Below are 21,802 nucleotides of genomic sequence, written 5' to 3'. Positions count from 1 at the left end.
ACCCCCATTTTTATATAGGGGGATTACCATAACAGGAGTGGATTCGGTGGCGAAAATTGTTGTCGTAACATCAGGCAAGGGCGGCGTAGGTAAAACTACAACAAGTGCATCTTTTGCAACAGGTTTAGCCCTGCGCGGTCACAAAACTGTTGTTATCGATTTTGACGTAGGTTTACGTAACCTTGACTTAATTATGGGTTGTGAACGCCGCGTTGTTTACGACTTTGTCAATGTCCTGAATAATGAAGCTCGATTGCAGCAGGCGCTCATTCGCGATAAAGACATTGAGAACTTGTATATTTTACCCGCTTCTCAAACCCGCGATAAAGATGCCTTAACCGACGAAGGCGTTGCACGCGTTATGGATGAGCTTTCTCAAGAATTTGACTACATTATCTGTGACTCGCCTGCCGGTATCGAACGCGGTGCAATTATGGCCATGTATCATGCTGATGAAGCCATTATTGTGACCAACCCTGAAATTTCATCGGTTCGCGACTCAGACCGGATCATTGGCATGCTGGACAGTAAAACCAAAAAAGTAGAACAGAATGAAGGCCGCATCCGCAAGCATCTGTGCATTACACGCTTCAATCCGGAACGTGCTGATAAGCAGGAAATGCTGACCATTGATGACATCTCTAAAGACATTTTGCGTGTCCCGACTTTAGGCGTCATTCCTGAATGCAAGAGCGTGCTTCAAGCTTCAAATGAAGGTAAGCCAGTGATCCTCTTTACAGAAGAAACTGCGGGCCAGGCATATGATGATTTGGTCGCACGTTTCCTTGGTGAAGAACGCAGTTACCGTCATATTACGGTAAAACCGAAAGGCTGGCTAGCACGATTATTTGGAGCATAAAATGGCAGGATTCTGGAGTAAACTTTTCAGCAGCGATGACAAGCCATCTAGCGCTCAAACTGCGAAAGACCGTTTAAAAGTTATTGTTGCTTCTGAACAGGGCTTGGGCAAACGCTTAAGCCAAGAAAAAATCGACCAAATGAAAAAAGAAATCATGCAGGTCGTGAACCGCTATGTCAGCGGCGTGGATGAACAGCACATTCAAATGTCTGTTCGTTCAGAAGCAAATATTGAAATGCTTGAAATGAATATCAATTTGCCTGAAGAGCGATAATCTGATTTCTGATTAGTCAAGCAAATTGATTCAAGGCAAAATATGAGGCTGGACAAAGCGCTGCTTTGTTCAGGCGCAAGACAAGAAACTGAGCTTCGAAGTGGCTGAATGATTAAGCAGCACTTTAACCCGCCGCAGGGCGGGAAGCTCTGCTTCCTATTGGCAAAGACATTCAAAATGCTTTGTCACTTGCTTGCTCATATTTTGCCTTTATTTATTTTCAAAAGAATACCAAGGAGACTGCGATGGCATTATCTCAACCAGCGACGTTTAACGAAGAATGGTCTGATGAGCGTGTATTTGCCTACTTGAATCAGCTGCCTCCTGAAGGCGTAAACGGCGATTTTCATGTGCTTTACCATGCGTTCAAACACATGCGCCCTAATGATTATGAGCGCCTGCTGACTAAATTCACAGCCGACGGCCGCGATGTCAATGCCACCAATCCTGAAGGTCAGCGTATTCATGAGGTCATCATGCAGTACCCGCGTCAAAGTGAAGGCTTTTTAGAAGTATTGGCAAAGTTCGCTTAAGCATTTTTCTGCCAATAAAAAGGCCTGCACATGCAGGCTTTTTTATTGGGCTGCTTTCTTAAGTCACTTTTCAATTTAATGCATTGCCTATAAAACATAACATATTGATTTATAAAATGATTATATTAACTATTTATTGCATCCTTCTATACAAACAACGCTTTTCACAGTGATTGCAAACCCTTAATACAGCAGCCACATCAATACAGGAAAACAGGCGGTAAAGCATAGTGTTTGCAAACTGATTATCCCCGCCATCAGCTGGCTGTCCCCTTGAAAATACCGCGTCAAAATATAGGATGCTGAAGCGGTCGGCAAGGCAAAGAACGTCACCATGATGATGCTCTGCAGCGTACCGAGGCCGACCCACAGGCTGACCCCAAAAGCAAAACAAGGCATCAAAATTAAACGTCCAGCAGTGTTCAGCGCTAAGCTGCGTATATCGCAGCGCAGCTGGCCAAACTGCAAAGCCGCGCCAACTGAAAGCAGGCCTAGAGGCAAGCTCATGGACGCCAAAATTTTCAGCAGGGACTGCAGGCCAGTAAATAAGCTTAATCCAGACAAATTAAACACCACCCCTGCAAGACAGCCTAAAATCAGCGGATTTTTAAAAATCGTCCATAGCGTATGGAGCCACTGGCCGCGCTGTCCTTGCGAAAAAGACATCACAGATAAGATATTCACCGCCGGTATCGCAACGGCAATCAGCATAGCGAACATCTGCATGCCCTTTGCGCCGTACAGCGTTCCCATCAGCGCCAAACCAATATAAGTATTAAAGCGGATCTGGCTTTGCAGATATACCCCAAAACGGGCTGGCGGAATTTGATAAATTCTTTTGATGCACCATAATACGGCGCTGGCGCTCAGCACCACAATAAAGAATGCCATCAGCATGCGGAATACCGCATTTAAATTGAGCTGTATATCCGCCAAATTGCTAAACAGCAAAACGGGAAAAAGGATAAAGTAATTCAGCTTTTCAGAATTGGCCCAAAATTCATCTTGCAGGAACTGCCGCTTTTTTAAGGCATACCCCATGGCGATCAGGACAATCAGCGGAAATAAAGCCATGATGAGGTTCATTGTTTTTCCCTGCGCATACCATCTATGCGCTTTCTCTTTCATTCACTCCATAATATAATCCTCATTCATACTCATAACAAAATGAGTGAATGCTCATAACAAGCCATGACCTTAACTCAACTCGAAATTTTTGTTTTAGTTGCCGAGTATCAAAGCTTTACTCTAGCAGCTAAACATCTAGGGATCACTCAGTCGGCTGTTTCACACGCGCTGAAATCCTTAGAAAGCCATTGGCGGGTCAATTTATTGATTCGAGAACAGAATCAAGTCGAGTTGTCTCATATTGGCCGCCAGCTGCTGTCATATGCCAAAGAGATGCTGAATACAGCGCAAATTATGCAGCAGGAAATCAATGCGTCTCACGGCATTCAGCAAGGGACCTTGCGGATCGGTTCCTTTGGCGCATCAGCATCCATTCATTTGCTTCCAGAACTGCTGAATGCCTACCGCCTGCGCTATCCCAAGATTGAAGTTTTTGTAGAAGAAGGCACAGACCATGATGTCTCGCAATGGATTCAAGAACGGCAGGTGGATGTCGGTTTTGCTGTCCTGCCCCGCGCCGATTTAGAAACTTATCTCCTGCTGCAGGATATTTTTATTGCGCTGATTCCAAAATCGTATCCCGTAGCGCAGCAAAGCGCCTTAAATATACAGGACTTGCAGGATTATCCTTTTATTATGACCAAAGCCGGCAGTCAGACGCATGTCGAGCAGCTGTTAAAGCAATACCGGATTCAGCCGAAAATCATGTACCAAATGTCACAGCTGCTGACGATCTTAAATATGGTCAATTTGCAGGAAGGCATTGCGATTGTCGCCGATATGTCGATGACGCCTGAATTGCTGCAGCTGCATCCCCATGTAGTGAAGCGGCCGTTAATTCCAAATACGCAGCGGCAAATTGGGCTTGCGGTCAAGGATGCAAAATCGGCCAGCCCCGCAGCTAAAGCGTTTATTCAAGTGGCGCAAGAGCTGTTCTATTCTAAGCCGTGAAATAAGATAAAAAACTGAATGGCTCACTTTGATTTTTAAGCAACGCCACCAAACTTCAAACTTTTGATTTAAAATTAAAAATTCACTATATTAAAAAACAGGCCAAAAAATAATGATCATGCAAAATATAGAAAATAAAGAAACGGAAGTCCACATCCCCAATATTGGTGTTGAAGAACAAAGAATCATCAGCTTAAACAGATTTATCTTCCTGTCGGTAATTTCTTTTGGCCTTTACCCTATTTGGTGGATGTTTGAAGCATGGCGCTTCTTTATGCAAAAGGACAGACTGAATATTATGCCTGCAGCCCGCGCCATATTCGCCGTTTTCTTCATTTATCCATTATTTAACCGCATCCAAAATTATGCCAAGGCGCAAGGCTATACACCAAAGTTCTCATCGGTAGTCATGTGCATTGGCTTCATTGCCTGCTCATTACTCGTCCAATTACCTGACCCATACTGGCTCATTTCAATAGGTTCTTTTCTCTTTTTAATTCCTGCTTTCCAAGCCCTGAATCATGCCAAACAGCATACGCAAGGCTTAAAACTCATTCATATGCAGAAATTCAGCATCCCGCAATGGATACTGATTGCGCTCGGTGCAATATTTTGGCTGCTGATTCTGGCTGCGCTGTTCATATGAGAAACGCCGCAGTAAGCAGAACTTATTGCGGCGCCATCATGCCTTATCAATGACAGCTGAATTTCATCAGCATGTAAACAGGCATGTCATCATCGATATACAAATGACAATTAAACTAAAATATCGCGTTTGCCGTTGGCGCCCATGCCGCTGACAATGCCGTTCTCTTCCATCTGGTCAATAATGCGGGCGGCACGGTTGTAGCCTAAACTGAATTTGCGCTGCAGCGAAGATGTAGAGGCTTTGCGGGTTTCTAAAACAAAAGACACACACTGATCATACAGCGCATCACGGTCTGAGCCGCCATCGCCGTCTTCAAAACCGCGTGAAGTCGGCTCTTCATCATATGGCGTTAAAATTTCATCGACATAATTAGGCTCGCCGCGTTCACGCCACGCATCACAGATCCGGTTGACCTCATCATCTGAAATAAAGGCGCCATGCACACGTTCCGGCTCAATTTTACCGGGCCCAAGGAACAGCATGTCGCCATGGCCCAGCATGTCCTCCGCACCGCCCGCATCCAAAATCGTACGCGAGTCAATTTTACTGTTTACACGCAATGCCACGCGGGTTGGAATATTGGCTTTAATTAAGCCGGTAATCACATCTACCGATGGACGCTGCGTCGCCAGCAGCAAGTGAATGCCCGCAGCACGCGACTTTTGCGCTAAGCGGGTAATCATTTCTTCAGCTTTTTTACCCACCTGCATAATCATGTCGGCAAATTCATCCGCCACAATCACAATCGACGGCAAAGGCTCTAAACGCGGCGCACGCTCACCCGCTACAGAATCACTGGCTTTCCATGTTGGATCAATTAAATCTTCACCATTGATCAGCGCCTCTTCGACCTTGCGGTTGTAGTCGGCCAATTTACGGATTTTCAGGAATGACATCAGCTTATAGCGGCGTTCCATTTCATTGACGCACCAGTTCAATGCATTTACAGCATCTTTCATGTCTGTCACAACAGGAGTGAGCAAATGCGGAATATCGTTATAGTTCGCAAGTTCCAGCTGTTTCGGGTCAATTAAGATGAAGCGCAGCTGGTCTGGCGTATATTTCAGCAGCATCGACAGAATCATTGAGTTCACAGCAACTGACTTACCGGAACCCGTCGTTCCGGCAACCAGCATATGAGGCGCTTTGCCCAAATCTGCAATGACGGGATTGCCTGAGATATCCTTGCCCATTGCCATCGAAAGGATGCTGTTGGGATCTTTAAATGCAGGAATGGTCAATAATTCAATCAACCGCACCATTTCACGCGCGCTGTTCGGCACTTCAATCCCGATATAAGGCTTGCCTGGAATCACTTCAACCACGCGGACGGAAGCCATGGACATTGAACGCGCTAAATCTTTTGAAATATTGGTGACTTTAGATGCCTTTACGCCAGGCGCAAGATCCAGTTCAAAACGTGTCACCACAGGCCCCGGCTGCGCCTCGATCACTTTCGCCTTTACGTTGAATTCCTGCAGCTTGATTTCCAGCAATTCAGATAAGCGCGCCAGCTGTTCTGCTGTAAAATTGACTTTCTTATTGGGATCAATCTTGTCCAGCAATTCCAGTCCCGGCAATGGCGGCAAGTCCAAACGCTTTTTAGCAACCTGCATAGCCCGTGACATTGGGCGGCCCATTGCATCGGTCAATGGCGCATCTAAATCGAAGTCATCTTCTTCATCAAAATCAACTTCAGCCGGTTTTCCGGCGGTATCTTGCCAGACATCGCGGAATGCATCCTTGTTGGCAGCAATCAGCGCTTTTTCATCTTCAGAAATATAAGACTCAGGCACTGCCGCGGGCTGATTGAAATTCGTCTGAATATCCGCTTTCACAAAAGCGGAGGATTGTGCATAACTGCCCGCAGTACGCGGTGCTGGCTCAACTGCATCAGCCTCATCGACCAGCAAATCGCCTAAATCATCAAAATCAGGTTCTGCCGCCGATTTAGGAAATGGCACAGGCTGTACTGCCGCTGCTGCTGCGGCAACAGAAGCGGTATTGTCTAAAATATGCAGGACTGGCGCAGGAGATGCCGCATCAGCGGCGTGATTGAATGGTGTATGAACATCTGTCGCTGTCTTGCCGTTCGGCACAGCTGCCAGCAGCTCATCAAAGATTTCGTCATCATCCCAATCCACATTTTTTTGCTTTGGCGCTTCTGCGGCTTCAATGCCCGCCTGAGGATGAACCACGTGCTGAAAATGTCCAGCCGGACTGCTTGGCTGCTCTTCTTCAGCAGCCTTCAGCAAAGCATCGATATCCTGTTTATGGCGCTGATCCTCATTAGAATTCAATGCGCGCCAAACTTCACCGGTTACGACAACACGCTGGCTGTCTTGCTCTAAACGGTGAGCCTTTTCCAATGTGCGTTCAAATTCTTCATCCTGCTCAGCTTCATTCAGGGAGTCATCCAGCGGATGATTCTGCGTAGAAGTCCATTCTTTATGCGCAATATCTTCAAACAGGCGTTCAGCTGCGCGGTCGCGAACCGCTGGATCAACCTGCACTTCATGATGTTCCGGCGCAGGTGTTACCGCTGCCGCAGGCTTAGCAGCCGCGGGGTCTTTTTTAAGTGGCGGCGCAGTACGGTCAAATGCAGACTCAGATTCAGGCACATTGCGGTAAAACAGATCCTGCAAATATGCGGGCGCAGCTTTTAACGTAGCCCATGTCCGGTTCCACTTTATACCGAAGGCTAAAGTCAGCAGCAGAATCAAAAATGCCAGTAAAAAAGGCACAGCGCCGTATACTGTCAGCAGATTTTTTAAACTGCCGCCCAATTCATAGCCGATAATGCCGCCGGAAGAATTGTCTAAAGTGTCTGCAGGAACATTCCAGAGCAAAAACAGCAGGCTTGCGCTTGCCAGCAAAATAAAGAATTGCGCAGCGTAGCGGAATGGGCGGCTCAGAAAACTGTGCGGCCACCAAACCTGTATGGCTTCAGCAAATAAATACACAGGAATGAGCAGGCTGGCCCAGCCCAAAAAACCGAACAGCAAATCGGCAATCCATGCGCCAGCCACGCCGCTTGCATTTGACACCTGCAAGGTATCACTGGAAATATGCATCCAGCCTGGATCAAAGGGTGTATATGTCACTGTTGCAAGGAACAGATATATCCCAAAAGAGACTAAAAATAATGTCATTACTAAGCGCTGTGCATAAGCACTCGACACCGCTGTCATATACTGTCCTGTAGCCAATTCTTCATGAATGTTTTTGTTTGCTGTTTTGCTTTAAAAAGCCCCGCAATAACCCATTATTATGCACCTGTTCCTTGAAAAAAGATGCAAGATTATTGATGTATGTTGTTAACTGAAAGCTATATAGCTCAAATCGATTTCAATGATCAGTAATATCGACTTTAATCGCACACATTCGCCATACACTTTCACGTATAATTCCACAAATTTCTATATAAAAAAAGGATGCCGCGGATGAGCGCTCGTCACTCACGTTTGATTATTCTTGGTTCTGGCCCTGCCGGCTACAGCGCTGCAGTTTACGCTGCCCGCGCCAATCTAAAGCCAACACTGATTGCCGGCCTGCAGCTTGGCGGTCAGCTGACCACAACCACTGAAGTGGATAACTGGCCGGGCGACCCTGAAGGCTTAACAGGCCCAGCCCTGATGGAACGCATGCAGGCGCATGCTGAACGCTTCGGCACTGAAATTGTCTATGACCATATCAACGAAGTTGATTTAAGCGTCCGTCCATTTGTACTTAAAGGCGACATGGATGAATTCACCTGCGATGCACTGATCATTGCAACTGGCGCAACCGCACAGTACTTAGGTCTTGAATCTGAAGCGGCATTTATGGGCCAAGGCGTCAGCGCATGCGCAACCTGTGACGGCTTCTTCTATAAGAATCAGAAAGTGATGGTGGTAGGCGGCGGCAATACTGCGGTTGAAGAAGCGCTGTATCTATCCAATATCGCTTCGCACGTTACACTGGTTCACCGCCGTGATTCGCTGCGTTCTGAAAAGATTTTGCAGGATCATCTTTTTGAAAAAGAAAAAGAAGGCAAAATCAGCATCATCTGGAATCACCAAGTGGATGAAGTGCTGGGCGATGCGCAGTCTGGCGTAACAGCTGTCCGCCTGAAATCAACTCAAGATGACTCGACTCAAACGGTTGATGTAACCGGCATGTTCGTTGCCATTGGCCATAAGCCGAACAGTGAAATGTTCGCGGGTCAATTGAATTTGCGTGACGGCTATATTCAAGTGCAAAGCGGAACAGCCGGCAATGCCACTCAAACCTCGATTCAAGGCGTTTACGCAGCGGGCGATATTGCTGACAGCGTTTACCGTCAAGCGATTACTTCTGCAGGCTCAGGCTGCATGGCGGCTCTAGATGCAGAAAAATATTTAGATGCGCTTTAATCTTAAAGCCATTTCAATCTGAATCAAAAAACCGCCGTTAACGGCGGTTTTTTTATGTATCATCCCCAATACGACTACATTTGAACCGTGCCCATATGATGCATACTTTGCCGCCTTCAGAATACATCTTTCCCGATCCGGCTGAAGCGGATCCCGAAGGCCAAGGACTGATCTGCATTGGCGCCGACCTCTCCCCTGCCACCCTGTTTGAAGCCTACAGCCATGGCTTATTTCCCTGGTTTTCGGCAGGTGAGCCGATTTGCTGGTGGAGCCCGGAACCGCGCTGCATCATCCACCCGCAGGATTATCATCCCAGCAAGTCTCTCCTGCGCAGCATGAAAAAGATGGACTATAAAATTACGCTTAATCAGGCTTTTGAAACCGTCATCCGCTCCTGCTCCCTGCCCCGCAGTTATGCCGATGAAACATGGATCAGCGAAGAGATCATTCAAGCCTACTGCCAAATGTTTGATGCCGGCTACGGCTACAGTATTGAAGTCTGGGACAGCGGCAAAGTTGTGGGCGGCTTATACGGCCTTGCCATCGGGCATGGCTGTTTTGGCGAATCCATGTTCAGCACGCAAACCGATGTATCCAAGATGGCTTTTTACGCCTTAATGCTGCTGGGCCGTGACAATCATCTGCCGTGGATTGACTGCCAGCTGGTCAATGAGCATTTAATCAGCCTGGGTGCTTGTACACTTTCTCGCCATGAATACCTAAAATCGTTACAAGATGTAATAAAACAGCCTGCTATAGATTGGAAAAAGTATCAGGACGGTGTATTTTCAAGTAAAACAATAGCAGAAAATGCTCGGCTCATTGAATAACCAATAGCCGCACCACAAGAATAGCGAGGGATATTTGAAATGAATTCATATCAACCAAAATCCCTACTGAATGAATTGCAGTATTATATTACGCCGCCGCATGGCTGCAGCTATCTGGACAATAAATCTGCACGCATGGTCTTTTTAGATCCAGTTCACCGCATTGATGTAGTGACTCTGTCTGAACTTTCCCGTATGGGTTTCCGCCGCAGCGGTGATTTTGTATATCGGCCAGAATGCCATTTATGCCGTCAATGCCTCTCCTCCCGTGTTCCAGTTCAGCTTTTCAAGATGAACAGCAAACAGAAAAAAGCCTGGAAACGCAACCAAGATTTAATCTTAAAAATCAGCCGGCCTCAAGATGCAACAGATGTGCACTATGCCCTTTATGAGCGCTATATCAATGAACGCCACGCTGATGGCGACATGTATCCGCCAAGCCGCGACCAGTTTGAAAAATTTCTGATTCACAGCTGTACTGACAGCTTCTTTTTAGAATTATGGAAAGATGACCGCCTGATCAGCGTTTCAACCTGTGATCCGCTGGATGACGGCCTGTCTGCCGTTTACACCTTTTTTGATCCCGATGAAAACCGCCGTTCATTAGGGGTCTTTGCCATCTTAAAACAGATTGAACATGCGCAAAGTTTAGACCTGCAATACATCTATTTAGGCTATTGGGTGCCGCATTCCAATAAAATGAACTATAAATCTGACTATATTCCGCTGGAGCTTTTGCTTGATGGGCAATGGCGCAGGCTCAACCGCGCGCTCACTGCCGAAGAAATCGCGCAGCTGGGGGATTCCCTGATGACCACTTTGCCGTCTGGCTGGAACAGCCCGATTATTAAATAATGACGGGCTGCCATCGTTATTGAATTTCAACAACATGCTAAATGAATCGGCAAGGCCTAACTGAACAGCTTGGAAAAATCATCGCTGCAGGCTTTCACCATGATAATTGCATGCTCGCGGCCGCCATCCGGTTTGGGATAATAATTTTTGCGCAAATCGATTTGATGAAAATCTGCTTTTTCATACAGTTTGATTGCAGGGGTATTGCTTTCACGCACTTCAAGAAAAATCTGCAGCGGATTGTTTTTCAACATAGCCGTTGATTCTTCCAAAAGCTGATAGCCCAGCCCCTTGCCTTGCTGATTGGGATGAACGGCCATCAGCAATAAATTTGCTTCATCCAGCACGGGCTGCAATATGCAGAAGCCCAGCACTTGGCCATTCAATTCAATCACTGTGCATTGATAGGCATCTACAGCTTCTTCAAACTGTTTTTTGCTCCACGGATGGCTTTGTACTAATGTTTCAATTTCTGCAGCCGATGCAATATCCGCAACATTCATCAAACGAATCATCTTCGTTTATCTTTTATCATAATAGGAATATCAAATTATAAAAACTTTCTAAAAAAAATCGAGCAAAAAAAAGAGCGATTCTCATCGCTCAACACATTAAAAAAACTACAGCTTAAAACTTAAAAACCTAATTTCGCTTTCCAGCTCATCAATATCTGATCTGTATCTAAATCATTTGGATGAAATCCTGGACGGAAATACGCCAGCATTTCTTTCCACATTCCGGTAATCACCCCTTTTGACGGGCTGTAGCCATAGGTGTAAATATCCTTTAACGATTCTAAATTCAGCTGCTTGTCATCCTGCAGAAGGCGAAGTACAAAATAGCTTTGCACAAAGAATAGAGTCACCATTGCGCCGACCAGCGAACCTGTACGCAGCGCATAAGCTTTTAGGCCTTTGCCGAAGACCCCTTCAAAAACATCATAAGCTACGGCTTTGTGCTCATTTTCTTCAATGGCATGCCATAACCACATGGTTTTCATGGTTTCATCTGTCATCAGCTCTTGAATATGCTGATTGGTCAGCAATTGCGATGCGATAGTCGCTGTAAAGTGCTCTAAGGCCGTAGTCGCGGTTAAATCAACCATTTCCTGCGTAATGCCGACGGGCTTGCCAATAAAAGCAAAGACCTTGCGCGTACGTTGAATCACGCGGTCTGTAATTTGATCCAAACGGTCGACATCGTGTCCAAATTTTTGAGCTGATGCATTAAAGCCCACATGCTCCTGAGTATGCATGGCTTCCTGGCCAATAAATGCGCTGATTTCTTTTTGCAGCGCCTCATTGTCTTTTATAGCCGGGTGCTGGCGCACAGCGCGCACACTGTCAATAAAAAACTTTTCACCTGCTGGAAATAATGCAGACAAGCCTGTCATAAAATGGGTCAAGCCTGCTGAACCATCCATCCAGTATTCCGGCACCGAATCAAAATCAAAATTCATGCGGCGGACTGGGAAGCTTGCGCCAGCACGGTTGGTAATTTTCACTTTAGCATTCATCTTACTGCTCCTTTTAAGCAAGCAACTCACTTAAAACTTATATTTGTTTTCATAGTTTTATCTTACGTTTTTCTCATTTTTCGTTAAGTGCAGTTAAGGACAGCGAATTATCAGTTAAGGACAGCTTGTGAAAATTTTGTCTGACAATTTCCGGTATAGAATGATTCAACAATAAAAAAAGCGCCCCTTTCGGGGCGCTTTTTTTACACAATCAGATGATTATGCAGTTACTTTAGCAACTACACCAGCACCAACTGTACGGCCGCCTTCACGGATCGCGAAGCGTAAGCCAGCGTCCATAGCGATCGGGTGGATAAGCTCTACTGACATTTCTACGTTGTCACCAGGCATAACCATTTCAACGCCTTCTTTCAACTGAATCGCGCCAGTTACGTCAGTTGTACGGAAGTAGAACTGTGGACGGTAACCGTTAAGGAATGGAGTATGACGGCCGCCTTCTTCTTTAGAAAGCACGTATACTTCTGCGTCAAATTTAGTGTGCGGCTTGATCGCGCCTGGCTTAGCCAATACTTGACCACGCTGAACGTCTTCACGCTTAGTACCACGCAGAAGAACACCACAGTTCTCGCCCGCACGGCCTTCGTCTAGAAGTTTACGGAACATTTCTACGCCAGTTACAGTTGTTTTAACTGTATCTTTGATACCAACGATTTCAACTTCTTCGCCTACTTTCACGATACCAGCTTCAACACGGCCAGTTACTACTGTACCGCGGCCTGAAATTGAGAATACGTCTTCGATAGGCATCAAGAATGGCTTGTCGATTGCGCGTTCTGGTTCTGGGATGTAAGTGTCAAGCGCTTCTACTAGAGCAACTACAGCTTCTTCGCCGTATTGGCCAGCATCACCGTTCAACGCAAGAAGAGCTGAACCGCGGATTACTGGAGTGTCGTCGCCTGGGAAGTCATAAGTAGAAAGAAGTTCACGAACTTCCATTTCTACTAATTCAAGAAGCTCTTCGTCGTCTACAAGGTCGCATTTGTTCAAGAATACAACGATGTATGGAACGCCTACTTGGCGAGAAAGAAGGATGTGTTCACGAGTTTGCGGCATTGGGCCGTCAGTCGCAGCACATACAAGGATCGCGCCGTCCATCTGAGCAGCACCAGTAATCATGTTTTTAACATAATCGGCGTGGCCCGGGCAGTCTACGTGAGCGTAGTGGCGGATTGGAGAATCGTATTCTACGTGTGAAGTATTAATTGTAATACCGCGTGCTTTTTCTTCTGGTGCAGAGTCGATTGCAGCGTAATCTTTCGCTTCACCGCCGAATTTCTTCGCACATACAGTTGCGATAGCAGCTGTTAAAGTAGTTTTACCATGGTCAACGTGACCGATTGTGCCCACGTTAACGTGTGGCTTATTACGTTCGAACTTAGCCTTAGCCATGAGATCTTCCTTTTTTAACTACTCATGCAGGGACACTGCATGAGCACTTGGTTTTTAACTATGAATTAGTTTGGGCTTATAGTAATCGAAAGATTACTCGTCGTCACCTTTTTTACCGCCAGACTGGAACTTAGAAATGATGCCTTCAGCCACGTTACGTGGAGTTTCAGCATATTTAGAAAATTCCATTGAATAAGTTGCACGGCCTTGAGACATAGAACGCATTTGAGTCGCGTAACCAAACATCTCTGCAAGTGGAACTTCAGCTTTAATTGCTTTAGTACCGCCAGGCAAATCATCCATACCTTGAACCATACCGCGGCGACGGTTTAAGTCACCCATGATATCGCCCATGTAGTCTTCTGGAGTTTCTACTTCAACTTTCATGATCGGTTCAAGCAAGATTGGATCTGCTTTCATGAAACCGTCACGGAAGGCATAAGAACCTGCCATTTTGAACGATAATTCGTCAGAGTCGACATCGTGGTAAGAACCGTCGAACAATGTAGCTTTAATGCCAACAACTGGGTAACCAGCCAAGACACCATTCTTCATACGCTCTTGGATACCTTTATCCACAGCGCCGAAGAATTCTTTCGGTACTACACCGCCTACAACTTCTTCTACGAATTCGTAATCTTTTCCTGATTCAGGATCAAGCGGTTCTAAACGTACGTATACGTGACCGAATTTACCTTTACCACCAGTTTGACGTACGAACTTGCCTTCTTGCTCAACTGACTTTTTGATCGTTTCACGGTAAGAAACCATTGGCTTACCAATGTTTGCTTCTACGCCGAATTCACGCTTCATACGGTCAACAATGATGTCAAGGTGAAGCTCACCCATACCAGCAATAATTGTTTGACCAGATTCTTCATCTGTACGAACGCGGAATGATGGATCTTCCTTAGCCAAACGGCCTAAAGCGATAGACATTTTTTCTTGGTCAGCTTTAGTCTTTGGTTCAACAGCCAATGCAATTACTGGCTCTGGGAATTCCATACGTTCTAAAGTGATGATATTTTTTTCATCACACAGCGTATCACCAGTAGTTACGTCTTTAAGACCTACACACGCAGCGATATCACCAGCACGGATTTCTTCAACGTCTTGACGGTCGTTTGCGTGCATTTGCACGATACGGCCGATACGCTCACGCTTAGATTTAACTGGGTTATAAACCGAGTCACCTTGCTTAAGAACACCAGAGTAAACACGTACGAAAGTCAAGTTACCTACGAATTTGTCGTTCATGATTTTGAACGCAAGCGCAGAGAACGGAGCTTCATCAGATGCTTCACGAACAGCTTTAGTTTCAGCTTTATCGTCAAGAACACCTTCAATCGCTTTAACTTCTGTAGGCGACGGCAAGAATTCAATTACAGCATCCAACATACGTTGAACACCTTTGTTTTTGAACGCAGTACCGCAAAGCATTGGCTGAATTTGACAAGCCAAAGTTTGAACACGCAGACCTGCTACGATTTGCTCTTTGCTCAAATCGCCATTGTTCAGGTATTCATCCATCAACTCTTCAGAAGCTTCAGCAGCAGCTTCTACCATGTTGGTGCGCCATTCTTCAGCAGTCGCTTGAAGTTCAGCCGGGATTTCACCGTATTCGAACTGCATGCCTTGTGAAGCTTCATCCCAAATGATCGCTTTCATTTCGATCAAGTCGATTACGCCTTGGAAGTTTTCTTCAGCGCCAACAGGGATAACTACAGGTACAGGGTGCGCACCAAGGCGTGTCTTCATTTGTTCAACAACACGGAAGAAGTTGGCGCCAGTACGGTCCATCTTGTTCACGAATGCTAAACGAGGCACTTGGTATTTGTTCGCTTGACGCCATACAGTTTCAGACTGAGGCTGAACACCGCCTACAGCACAGTAAACCATGCACGCGCCGTCAAGAACACGCATAGAACGTTCAACTTCGATTGTGAAGTCAACGTGTCCCGGAGTATCAATTACGTTGATACGGTGTTCAGGGAACTGCTTAGACATACCTGACCAGAATGTAGTCGTCGCAGCAGAAGTAATGGTAATACCACGTTCCTGCTCTTGCTCCATCCAGTCCATTGTTGCTGCACCGTCATGTACTTCACCAATTTTGTGAGATACACCTGTGTAGAACAAGATACGTTCAGTTGTTGTGGTTTTACCCGCATCGATGTGCGCAGAAATACCAATGTTACGATAACGAGAAATTGGGGTTTGACGAGCCATGATTTCTTGCATTCCTAAATTTTGTTATTAAAACAGGACGCTTTAAGCTGCAGAGCAGCTTAAAGCGATTCGATGACAAAACAATGAAAACTGCTTTGCCACCCTCCTGAATAGGGGCTGTTTTATCCGCTTAGAAACGGTAGTGAGAGAAGGCTTTGTTGGCTTCAGCCATACGGTGCACATCTTCACGTTTTTTGATCGCTGCGCCTTTGCCTTCAGCTGCATCAAGCAACTCGCCAGCAAGACGTAAAGCCATAGTTTTTTCAGAACGCTTAGCAGCAGCATCTACTAACCAACGCATAGCCAAGGCAGTACGACGGGATGGGCGTACTTCCATAGGTACTTGGTATGTAGCACCGCCGACACGGCGTGCTTTTACTTCGACCATAGGACGAACTTTTTCAAGAGTAGTCTCGAAAAATTCAACTGGATCTACTTTTGATTTTTCTTGAACGCGGTCTAAAGCACCGTAAACGATACTTTCAGCAATAGATTTTTTACCATCTTGCATTACGTGGTTCATGAATTTAGCGATTGTTTGGCTACTGAACTTCGGATCCGGAAGGATTTCACGAGCAGCAACTACGCGACGTCTTGGCATTTTAAACTACCTAATAAATATGACACTTCAGGTTTATCCAGCATCAGTGCAAAGTGTCATGCACCCTTCGCTGGCCTTACTACACGTCGCTTGAATTTCACAAAATTAATGCAGAAATCAGACAAGCGAGACGATAAAGGATTGCAGTTCTAGCGAACTAAGAGCTTAATCTCGAAAGATTATTTCTTAGGACGTTTAGCACCGTATTTAGAACGAGACTGGTTACGATCTTTAACACCAGCGCAGTCTAAAGAACCACGAACGGTATGGTAACGCACACCTGGTAAATCTTTTACACGGCCGCCGCGGATAAGAACAACACTGTGCTCTTGCAGGTTATGGCCTTCACCGCCGATGTAGCTAGAAACTTCAAAGCCTGAAGTTAAGCGAACACGGCAAACTTTACGCATTGCTGAGTTAGGTTTTTTAGGTGTAGTTGTGTAAACACGTGTACAAACACCACGACGCTGTGGACAAGCCTTCAACGCAGGAACTTTTGATTTTTCAATCAAAGTCGTACGACCCTTGCGGATCAACTGATTTGTTGTTGCCATTTGGCAATTCTCCCGTTAATAAAAAGCCCCAAAACCATACTGCTTTTTGAGGGCATGCAATTGTAATTCAGGAAGCCAAAATGGTCAAGATTCAGCATGCAGCCAAATCTTGACTGGATTACATTTCAATCCAATATTCAGAAGCGTATAAACAGCTTATTCCCCCGCATCATTTGCCGGCTTTTTTGTAACTCTTTTCTTCGCTGGCTTTTCCGCAGGTTCCAGCGTCTTTTCCACTGCAGCATCTGTTGCAGCCTCTGCTGCCTGTTCATCGGCAAAACTGCTGTCTGCATATGCATCGTCCGCATCAGGCTCTTCAATAACGTCGGATAGAGCCGGCTTTTGCGGCGGAACAGCCTCACTAGGCGCGACTTCTTTCTTCGCCAAGGCATCCAGCTGTTCTGAAATACCTGAGGCCTTGTCTTCCGGCTGCGCTTTAGGCGCTTTGCCTTTTTTCATGATTTTCACTTGGCTGATATTGCGGTTGCCCGAAATCTCAACCTCCCGCCCTATCACAGGCTCTTTTAAGCTGCTTTCAATCGACTTAATGGATTCCAATAATTTGGGCGCAGCCTGCGCCAGCAGATCCAGTGACTTTTCATAAGCCGCCAAGGGCGACAGCTGATGATCTGCATGCTGAATCAAATATTCACGCGCATGTGAAAATACCAATTGCGCTTTTTGATTCGCCTCATCAACGAGACGGCGACTATAGACCGCGCTGATTCCCGCACTGGCCAGCGGAGTCAGCTGGGTCAGCTTATCCAGCACCGAAACCTTAGGCACTTGGTTGAGCCAGCCCCATTTGTATTGTCCATGTTCATCAATCAAATGCTTTTTCAGCGCCTCAGCATCATTGCTGGAACCCAGCATTTGCTGCAGCTGACTGATATCACTGTTTTGAATGGTGCTTGAAAGGGCTTTTAAGCCCATCAGCAATGCCTGCTTTTCTGCAATAATGCCTAAATCAATCTGTTTAAAGATGTGCTGCACAATATCCTGATCGCTTTCTTTGCTCAAATCGAAACCATAAGCGCGCCCGACTTGATAAATCACCCGCAAAGACATCACTAGGGAAGCAGGAATATCAACAGCCGATCCCAATGCCCCTGTTGCGCCTGTCAGTGCGCCTTGCACAGCAGCGATCCATTTATTTTGCTCCGCCAAAGCTGAGCTGAGGCGTTTAGAGCGGTCAACATCTTGAGTCAGTTCTTCTAAATCACGCACGCCTGCCTTATCCAGCACATCATCCACTGAACTTAAACTGTTGCTGAAGTGATTCAGCTGATCAAAGAGATAGTCTGAAACTTTGTCTGAAAACTGCGGCGCTACAAGATGCGCCACACTGTTCACCTTGCTGTAATGACGGCCCAGCAGCTGACGTGAAACATTCGGGACATGTTCGCGCAGCACCTGCTGCGGATTGTCATAGTTTTTGACGTTAAAAATGCCTTTATACTGTGCAGTTCCTTCTATTGCCTTGGCATGGTTTTCTGATGAGGAAAGCTTAGTGACAGTGTCCGGCGCTGCCTGATTCAGCAATGACGCGCCTGCCGCACTGAGCTTTTTAGCCACTCCAAAGGCATTTGATAAGAATCCTGCTGTCTGTTTATTATTAGAATCCGCCATTCATTCCCCCGCATTTGCAATTCTTGAAATTATGGATAAATACTAGGTCCTGTCTGAGTTTATCTCAATATCATTGTGTATCTTTTAGTTAACTTATCGGCCAACTGTGTTCAATTCCAGCTCCGCATAAATAGGCATAGGATTTGCCATAAGAATTCAAAAATCTTTCTGCTATCATGATTGCAATTGAATAACATGAGATGTAAACCGCCGCAGCGTCTTGAATGCGCGGGGCTTCTGCATCTCTAACTCAACATAAAGGGATCTGTAGATGAAACGTGTTGTAATCACTGGTATGGGGATTAACTCATGCATTGGTAATACATTGGAAGATGTTACTCACTCTTTGCAAAACGGGATTTCAGGAACACGTTTTAATCCGACTTATGCGGAATTGAACTTCAAGAGCCATATCAGCGCAGCTGCTGAACAGGACTTTGACGGCATTGACCGCCGCTTAAAGCGCTTTATGGGCGTTTGCGCCATGTATGCATACAATGCTGCCTTGGCTGCGGTTGAAAATGCAGGCTTAACGGCAGAGCAAATTGGCGGCAATCCGCGTTACGGCATTACTGGCGGTTCAGGCGGCGGTTCAACGGCATCTGTCGTTGAAATGAAAGAATTGCTGGACACCAAAGGCGCACGTAAAGTTGGTCCGTTCTTCGTGCCGCGCAACATGTCGAATACCATTACGGCAAACGTTGGCGTTGCTTTTAAAATGCAAGGTGTTGCACACACCATTACCAGCGCATGCGCAACATCTGCGGATGCCATTGGTTATGCCTACAACCTGATTCAATTGGGCAAGCAGGACTTAATGCTTGCAGGCGGCGGTGAAGAAGACCACTGGTCTCAAAGCTTGCTGTTTGATGCCATGGGCGCACTGTGCTCAAAATACAATGACACGCCAGAAACAGCGTCTCGCCCTTACTCTGCTGACCGTGACGGTTTCGTGATTGCAGGCGGCGGCGGTTTTGTGGTGCTTGAGTCTTTAGAACATGCGCAAGCGCGCGGCGCCAACATTTTGGCTGAAGTCGTGGGCTATGCGGCAAACTCTGACGGTGCAGACATGGTTGCGCCATCGGGTGAAGGCGCGACACGCTGTGTGCTGATGGCGCTTGAAGAAGCAAAACAGCACGGCGTAGACAAAATTGACTATGTGAATACGCATGGCACGTCGACGCCTGCCGGTGACATCACTGAATTAAAAGCAATGGAACGCGCATTTGGCGAAGGTCAAGTTCCTCCACTGAGCTCAACCAAGTCGATGACAGGCCATAGTCTTGGCGCTGCAGGCGTGCAGGAAGCAATCTACTCAGTGCTGATGATGCAAAATGACTTTATTGCACCCAACATCAACGTGACTGAACTGGATGAAGGTGCAAAACCATTTGATATCGTGCTTGAAAAACGTGACGCAAAATTGAATACTGTGATGAGTAACAGTTTCGGTTTTGGCGGCGTAAATGCCTGTCTCATTTTCAAAAAATGGGAAGGCTAAGCCGCCCATTTTAGGGTGACTTGATGGATGCTCCTTCTGATGCTTTTTTGTGGGTAAAAGCATTACATATTATTGCCGTGGTGTGCTGGTTCGCTGCATTGTTTTACTTGCCACGGCTCTATGTTTACCATGCCATGAGTGATGATGCCGTCAGCCATCAGCGTTTCGAGGTTATGGAACGCAAGCTGTACCGCGGCATTATGTGGCCGTCGATGATTGCAACACTGATTACGGCGCATTTCTTGGTTGATTGGGGCGATGCAACGCGCCACTACCATGAAGCCCTGTGGTTCTACCTCAAAGTCGGCTTGGTTGGACTGTTGGTGATTTACCACTTTGTTTGCGGTTATTACCGTAAGAAATTGATTGGCAACGCCCACTACAAGTCACACAAATTTTGGCGCTTCTTTAATGAAATGCCGACCCTCATTTTATTTGCTGTGGTGATTTTAGTCGTGGTTAAACCGACGTTCTAACTAAAAATCTATAAATAAAAAAACCTCCGAAATGGAGGTTTTTTTATCTGTTAGTGGTTAATGTTTCGGATAGATCTCAACACAACTATCTTGTTGCAATCGTTCATTTAACTTTTGCCTTTTTTCAAAAGGATTCACGATACAAAGCTGATTGGCATTTTTAATAAAAACATAGCCTTCTTGACTTTTTTCAGAAATTTCCCGATCTGTATTTTGACCTGAATGTATAATATTAAATACCTGAATTTTATTATTTAAAAGACGTGGGCGTAATAGGTCATTCACCCAATAAGTACTACTACCAACCTGATTAAGAATATTGCCAATGTTATTACTTAAAACCCACTTCCTCTGCCTAGGCAACTGGATTTGATTAATTTTAACACTAAACTCAGGATAAGATAATTTTGAAACTTCAATATAAGGCTGATAACTTAAATTAGCTTGATTCATCGACTGATTAAAATTAAAGGCAAAAGGGGTATAGATTCTCCCCCACAATTTAGCCAGATCTGATGACTGATCATATGCTCGTTTTAGAAGTTCATCGACACTTTTAAAAATATAATAAGCATTACGCATTTCATAAGCAGCTTGTTTCTCAAAACTCAACTGTTCGATATTTAATTGGGGTAATTGAGTTTTTTTAGACTGACGCTGAGCTAGAATATTTAACACATCAATAGCTTGACTCACCTGAGCAATGACAAGAGCCTTCTCAACACTATTTAAATTTTCATTCAAACGATTAAGCTTTAAATGAATATATTCTAAAACATCACCAGCACGTCCCTTCAAATATAGATTGGTCAGAAATAATGTGTGGATATCATGATATAAGGCATAGGGAGGATTAGCATTCGGTGTTTGGATGAGTGAATGATAATTTTGCTGACTAATCTCTTGCTCATAACGCTCTATTAAGAACTTATTCCTAGAAATTAAAGCTTCAATTTCCCTTTTATTTTTACTCCAGAAAGCAGTATCAAAAAATTCAGCCGACTGTAAATGAGCCTTTACCCCCTTAAGTAATTCTTTATCCTCTTTACTCCAATGCTTCTCATAATTAATTCTTTGAACATTAATTTCTGGGAAATTGTGACTTGATTTTTTTGTATTGAAATCCTCTTTGTATAATCTCCAATCTAAATCATAACTTTGCTTTCCCAATTGTAAAGGTTCAATATTCTCCATCGCATCAAACCCATTAGCATAAAAGAAAGATTCTTGTTTTATATTAAAATCATAGGCTGGAACAAGCTTTAAAGTGTTGATCGTTTTTTGACCAAGCTTAACTTCTTTCTGTAACCATGCTATATAAGAACTGCCGAAAATTAAGCACAGAACAAATAACCCCACACATTTTTTTTGAAGCATACCTTTTCTCTTATTATTTAGTTTAGATCTATACAG

At 45.3% G+C, this 21,802-nt stretch carries 20 protein-coding genes; 10 read left to right on the top strand and 10 right to left on the bottom strand.

Translation table 11 applies throughout. From position 1 onward, the window contains the following. The first annotated feature begins 46 nt into the window (after positions 1-46). The 3 genes from minD to JZ784_RS00520 all read left to right on the top strand — a co-directional run bounded on the left by minD (position 47) and on the right by JZ784_RS00520 (position 1,666). On the top strand, positions 47-859 hold the full coding sequence (gene minD / locus JZ784_RS00530) for a septum site-determining protein MinD (protein WP_005011782.1): 813 nt from the start codon (positions 47-49) through the stop codon (positions 857-859). Between the two features lies 1 nt (position 860). Next, on the top strand, positions 861-1,133 hold the full coding sequence (minE, locus tag JZ784_RS00525) for a cell division topological specificity factor MinE (protein WP_005011785.1): 273 nt from the start codon (positions 861-863) through the stop codon (positions 1,131-1,133). Positions 1,134-1,378: 245 nt separating this feature from the next. Continuing rightward, complete coding sequence (locus JZ784_RS00520) at positions 1,379-1,666, top strand: PA4642 family protein (protein ID WP_219191023.1); 288 nt, start codon at positions 1,379-1,381, stop codon at positions 1,664-1,666. 183 nt (positions 1,667-1,849) lie between these two features. On the opposite strand, the gene JZ784_RS00515 is transcribed toward JZ784_RS00520, so the two are convergent. After that, positions 1,850-2,752 carry an AEC family transporter gene (locus JZ784_RS00515; protein WP_346313423.1) on the bottom strand — a complete coding sequence of 301 codons (903 nt, stop codon included), beginning with the start codon at positions 2,750-2,752 and terminating at the stop codon, positions 1,850-1,852. Positions 2,753-2,857: 105 nt separating this feature from the next. Here JZ784_RS00515 and JZ784_RS00510 point away from each other — a divergent pair, with 105 nt between their 5' ends. Together JZ784_RS00510 and JZ784_RS00505 are read left to right on the top strand one after the other, a co-directional pair. Beyond that, on the top strand, positions 2,858-3,745 hold the full coding sequence (locus tag JZ784_RS00510; protein ID WP_346313422.1) for a LysR family transcriptional regulator: 888 nt from the start codon (positions 2,858-2,860) through the stop codon (positions 3,743-3,745). Positions 3,746-3,857: 112 nt separating this feature from the next. Continuing rightward, on the top strand, positions 3,858-4,391 hold the full coding sequence (locus JZ784_RS00505; RefSeq protein WP_346313421.1) for a hypothetical protein: 534 nt from the start codon (positions 3,858-3,860) through the stop codon (positions 4,389-4,391). A 110-nt stretch (positions 4,392-4,501) separates the two neighbouring features. Here the strand turns inward: JZ784_RS00505 and JZ784_RS00500 are convergent, their stop codons facing one another. Further along, complete coding sequence (locus JZ784_RS00500) at positions 4,502-7,585, bottom strand: DNA translocase FtsK 4TM domain-containing protein (RefSeq protein WP_346313420.1); 3,084 nt, start codon at positions 7,583-7,585, stop codon at positions 4,502-4,504. Between the two features lie 252 nt (positions 7,586-7,837). Here JZ784_RS00500 and trxB point away from each other — a divergent pair, with 252 nt between their 5' ends. The 3 genes from trxB (at position 7,838) to JZ784_RS00485 (ending at position 10,473) form a co-directional block, all read left to right on the top strand. Then, positions 7,838-8,788: a thioredoxin-disulfide reductase gene (trxB, locus tag JZ784_RS00495; protein ID WP_005011799.1), complete on the top strand. Its 951-nt coding sequence runs from the start codon at positions 7,838-7,840 to the stop codon at positions 8,786-8,788. Positions 8,789-8,886: 98 nt separating this feature from the next. Next, complete coding sequence (gene aat, locus JZ784_RS00490; protein WP_346314231.1) at positions 8,887-9,618, top strand: leucyl/phenylalanyl-tRNA--protein transferase; 732 nt, start codon at positions 8,887-8,889, stop codon at positions 9,616-9,618. Between the two features lie 39 nt (positions 9,619-9,657). After that, complete coding sequence (locus tag JZ784_RS00485) at positions 9,658-10,473, top strand: arginyltransferase (protein WP_346313419.1); 816 nt, start codon at positions 9,658-9,660, stop codon at positions 10,471-10,473. A gap of 56 nt (positions 10,474-10,529) precedes the next feature. Here the strand turns inward: JZ784_RS00485 and rimI are convergent, their stop codons facing one another. The 7 genes from rimI to JZ784_RS00450 form a co-directional block, all read right to left on the bottom strand. Beyond that, positions 10,530-10,988, bottom strand: coding sequence for a ribosomal protein S18-alanine N-acetyltransferase (gene rimI, locus JZ784_RS00480; protein ID WP_346313418.1), 459 nt, complete (start codon positions 10,986-10,988; stop codon positions 10,530-10,532). A gap of 119 nt (positions 10,989-11,107) precedes the next feature. After that, on the bottom strand, positions 11,108-11,989 hold the full coding sequence (locus JZ784_RS00475; protein WP_130147196.1) for a metal-dependent hydrolase: 882 nt from the start codon (positions 11,987-11,989) through the stop codon (positions 11,108-11,110). Positions 11,990-12,208: 219 nt separating this feature from the next. Further along, positions 12,209-13,399: an elongation factor Tu gene (gene tuf, locus JZ784_RS00470; RefSeq protein ID WP_005006977.1), complete on the bottom strand. Its 1,191-nt coding sequence runs from the start codon at positions 13,397-13,399 to the stop codon at positions 12,209-12,211. Positions 13,400-13,492: 93 nt separating this feature from the next. Further along, positions 13,493-15,628 carry an elongation factor G gene (gene fusA, locus JZ784_RS00465; RefSeq protein ID WP_005011812.1) on the bottom strand — a complete coding sequence of 712 codons (2,136 nt, stop codon included), beginning with the start codon at positions 15,626-15,628 and terminating at the stop codon, positions 13,493-13,495. A 130-nt stretch (positions 15,629-15,758) separates the two neighbouring features. Continuing rightward, positions 15,759-16,229: a 30S ribosomal protein S7 gene (rpsG, locus tag JZ784_RS00460; protein ID WP_005011815.1), complete on the bottom strand. Its 471-nt coding sequence runs from the start codon at positions 16,227-16,229 to the stop codon at positions 15,759-15,761. Positions 16,230-16,408: 179 nt separating this feature from the next. Further along, positions 16,409-16,783 (bottom strand): 30S ribosomal protein S12, encoded by a 375-nt coding sequence (gene rpsL, locus JZ784_RS00455; protein WP_004638184.1) that lies wholly within the window; start codon positions 16,781-16,783, stop codon positions 16,409-16,411. A gap of 156 nt (positions 16,784-16,939) precedes the next feature. After that, positions 16,940-18,412: an EcsC family protein gene (locus tag JZ784_RS00450; protein WP_346313417.1), complete on the bottom strand. Its 1,473-nt coding sequence runs from the start codon at positions 18,410-18,412 to the stop codon at positions 16,940-16,942. 271 nt (positions 18,413-18,683) lie between these two features. On the opposite strand from JZ784_RS00450, the gene JZ784_RS00445 reads away from it, so the two are divergent. Then, entirely contained in the window at positions 18,684-19,913 is a 1,230-nt protein-coding gene (locus JZ784_RS00445) for a beta-ketoacyl synthase N-terminal-like domain-containing protein (protein ID WP_005011818.1), read from the top strand. Between the two features lie 23 nt (positions 19,914-19,936). Continuing rightward, positions 19,937-20,389 (top strand): protoporphyrinogen oxidase HemJ, encoded by a 453-nt coding sequence (hemJ, locus tag JZ784_RS00440; RefSeq protein WP_004694935.1) that lies wholly within the window; start codon positions 19,937-19,939, stop codon positions 20,387-20,389. A 57-nt stretch (positions 20,390-20,446) separates the two neighbouring features. Here the strand turns inward: hemJ and JZ784_RS00435 are convergent, their stop codons facing one another. Beyond that, a complete protein-coding gene (locus tag JZ784_RS00435; protein WP_346313416.1) occupies positions 20,447-21,766 on the bottom strand; it encodes a hypothetical protein in 1,320 nt (439 codons plus the stop codon). Positions 21,767-21,802: the final 36 nt, after the last annotated feature.

Source organism: Acinetobacter sp. CWB-B33, assembly GCF_039655955.1.
Classification (GTDB): Bacteria; Pseudomonadota; Gammaproteobacteria; order Pseudomonadales; family Moraxellaceae; genus Acinetobacter; species Acinetobacter bouvetii.
The sequence above is the reverse complement of the archived record's forward strand: the minus strand, read 5'-3'. Positions and strand labels throughout refer to the sequence as shown.

Coding starts and splice junctions, on each gene's coding strand:
- minE (WP_005011785.1), top strand. CDS start 861: ATGGCAGGATTCTGGAGTAAACTTTTCAGCAGCGATGACAAGCCATCT.
- JZ784_RS00520 (WP_219191023.1), top strand. CDS start 1,379: ATGGCATTATCTCAACCAGCGACGTTTAACGAAGAATGGTCTGATGAG.
- JZ784_RS00515 (WP_346313423.1), bottom strand. CDS start 2,752: ATGAACCTCATCATGGCTTTATTTCCGCTGATTGTCCTGATCGCCATG.
- JZ784_RS00510 (WP_346313422.1), top strand. CDS start 2,858: ATGACCTTAACTCAACTCGAAATTTTTGTTTTAGTTGCCGAGTATCAA.
- JZ784_RS00505 (WP_346313421.1), top strand. CDS start 3,858: ATGATCATGCAAAATATAGAAAATAAAGAAACGGAAGTCCACATCCCC.
- JZ784_RS00500 (WP_346313420.1), bottom strand. CDS start 7,585: ATGACAGCGGTGTCGAGTGCTTATGCACAGCGCTTAGTAATGACATTA.
- trxB (WP_005011799.1), top strand. CDS start 7,838: ATGAGCGCTCGTCACTCACGTTTGATTATTCTTGGTTCTGGCCCTGCC.
- aat (WP_346314231.1), top strand. CDS start 8,887: ATGCATACTTTGCCGCCTTCAGAATACATCTTTCCCGATCCGGCTGAA.
- JZ784_RS00485 (WP_346313419.1), top strand. CDS start 9,658: ATGAATTCATATCAACCAAAATCCCTACTGAATGAATTGCAGTATTAT.
- rimI (WP_346313418.1), bottom strand. CDS start 10,988: ATGATTCGTTTGATGAATGTTGCGGATATTGCATCGGCTGCAGAAATT.
- JZ784_RS00475 (WP_130147196.1), bottom strand. CDS start 11,989: ATGAATGCTAAAGTGAAAATTACCAACCGTGCTGGCGCAAGCTTCCCA.
- tuf (WP_005006977.1), bottom strand. CDS start 13,399: ATGGCTAAGGCTAAGTTCGAACGTAATAAGCCACACGTTAACGTGGGC.
- fusA (WP_005011812.1), bottom strand. CDS start 15,628: ATGGCTCGTCAAACCCCAATTTCTCGTTATCGTAACATTGGTATTTCT.
- rpsG (WP_005011815.1), bottom strand. CDS start 16,229: ATGCCAAGACGTCGCGTAGTTGCTGCTCGTGAAATCCTTCCGGATCCG.
- rpsL (WP_004638184.1), bottom strand. CDS start 16,783: ATGGCAACAACAAATCAGTTGATCCGCAAGGGTCGTACGACTTTGATT.
- JZ784_RS00450 (WP_346313417.1), bottom strand. CDS start 18,412: ATGGCGGATTCTAATAATAAACAGACAGCAGGATTCTTATCAAATGCC.
- JZ784_RS00445 (WP_005011818.1), top strand. CDS start 18,684: ATGAAACGTGTTGTAATCACTGGTATGGGGATTAACTCATGCATTGGT.
- hemJ (WP_004694935.1), top strand. CDS start 19,937: ATGGATGCTCCTTCTGATGCTTTTTTGTGGGTAAAAGCATTACATATT.
- JZ784_RS00435 (WP_346313416.1), bottom strand. CDS start 21,766: ATGCTTCAAAAAAAATGTGTGGGGTTATTTGTTCTGTGCTTAATTTTC.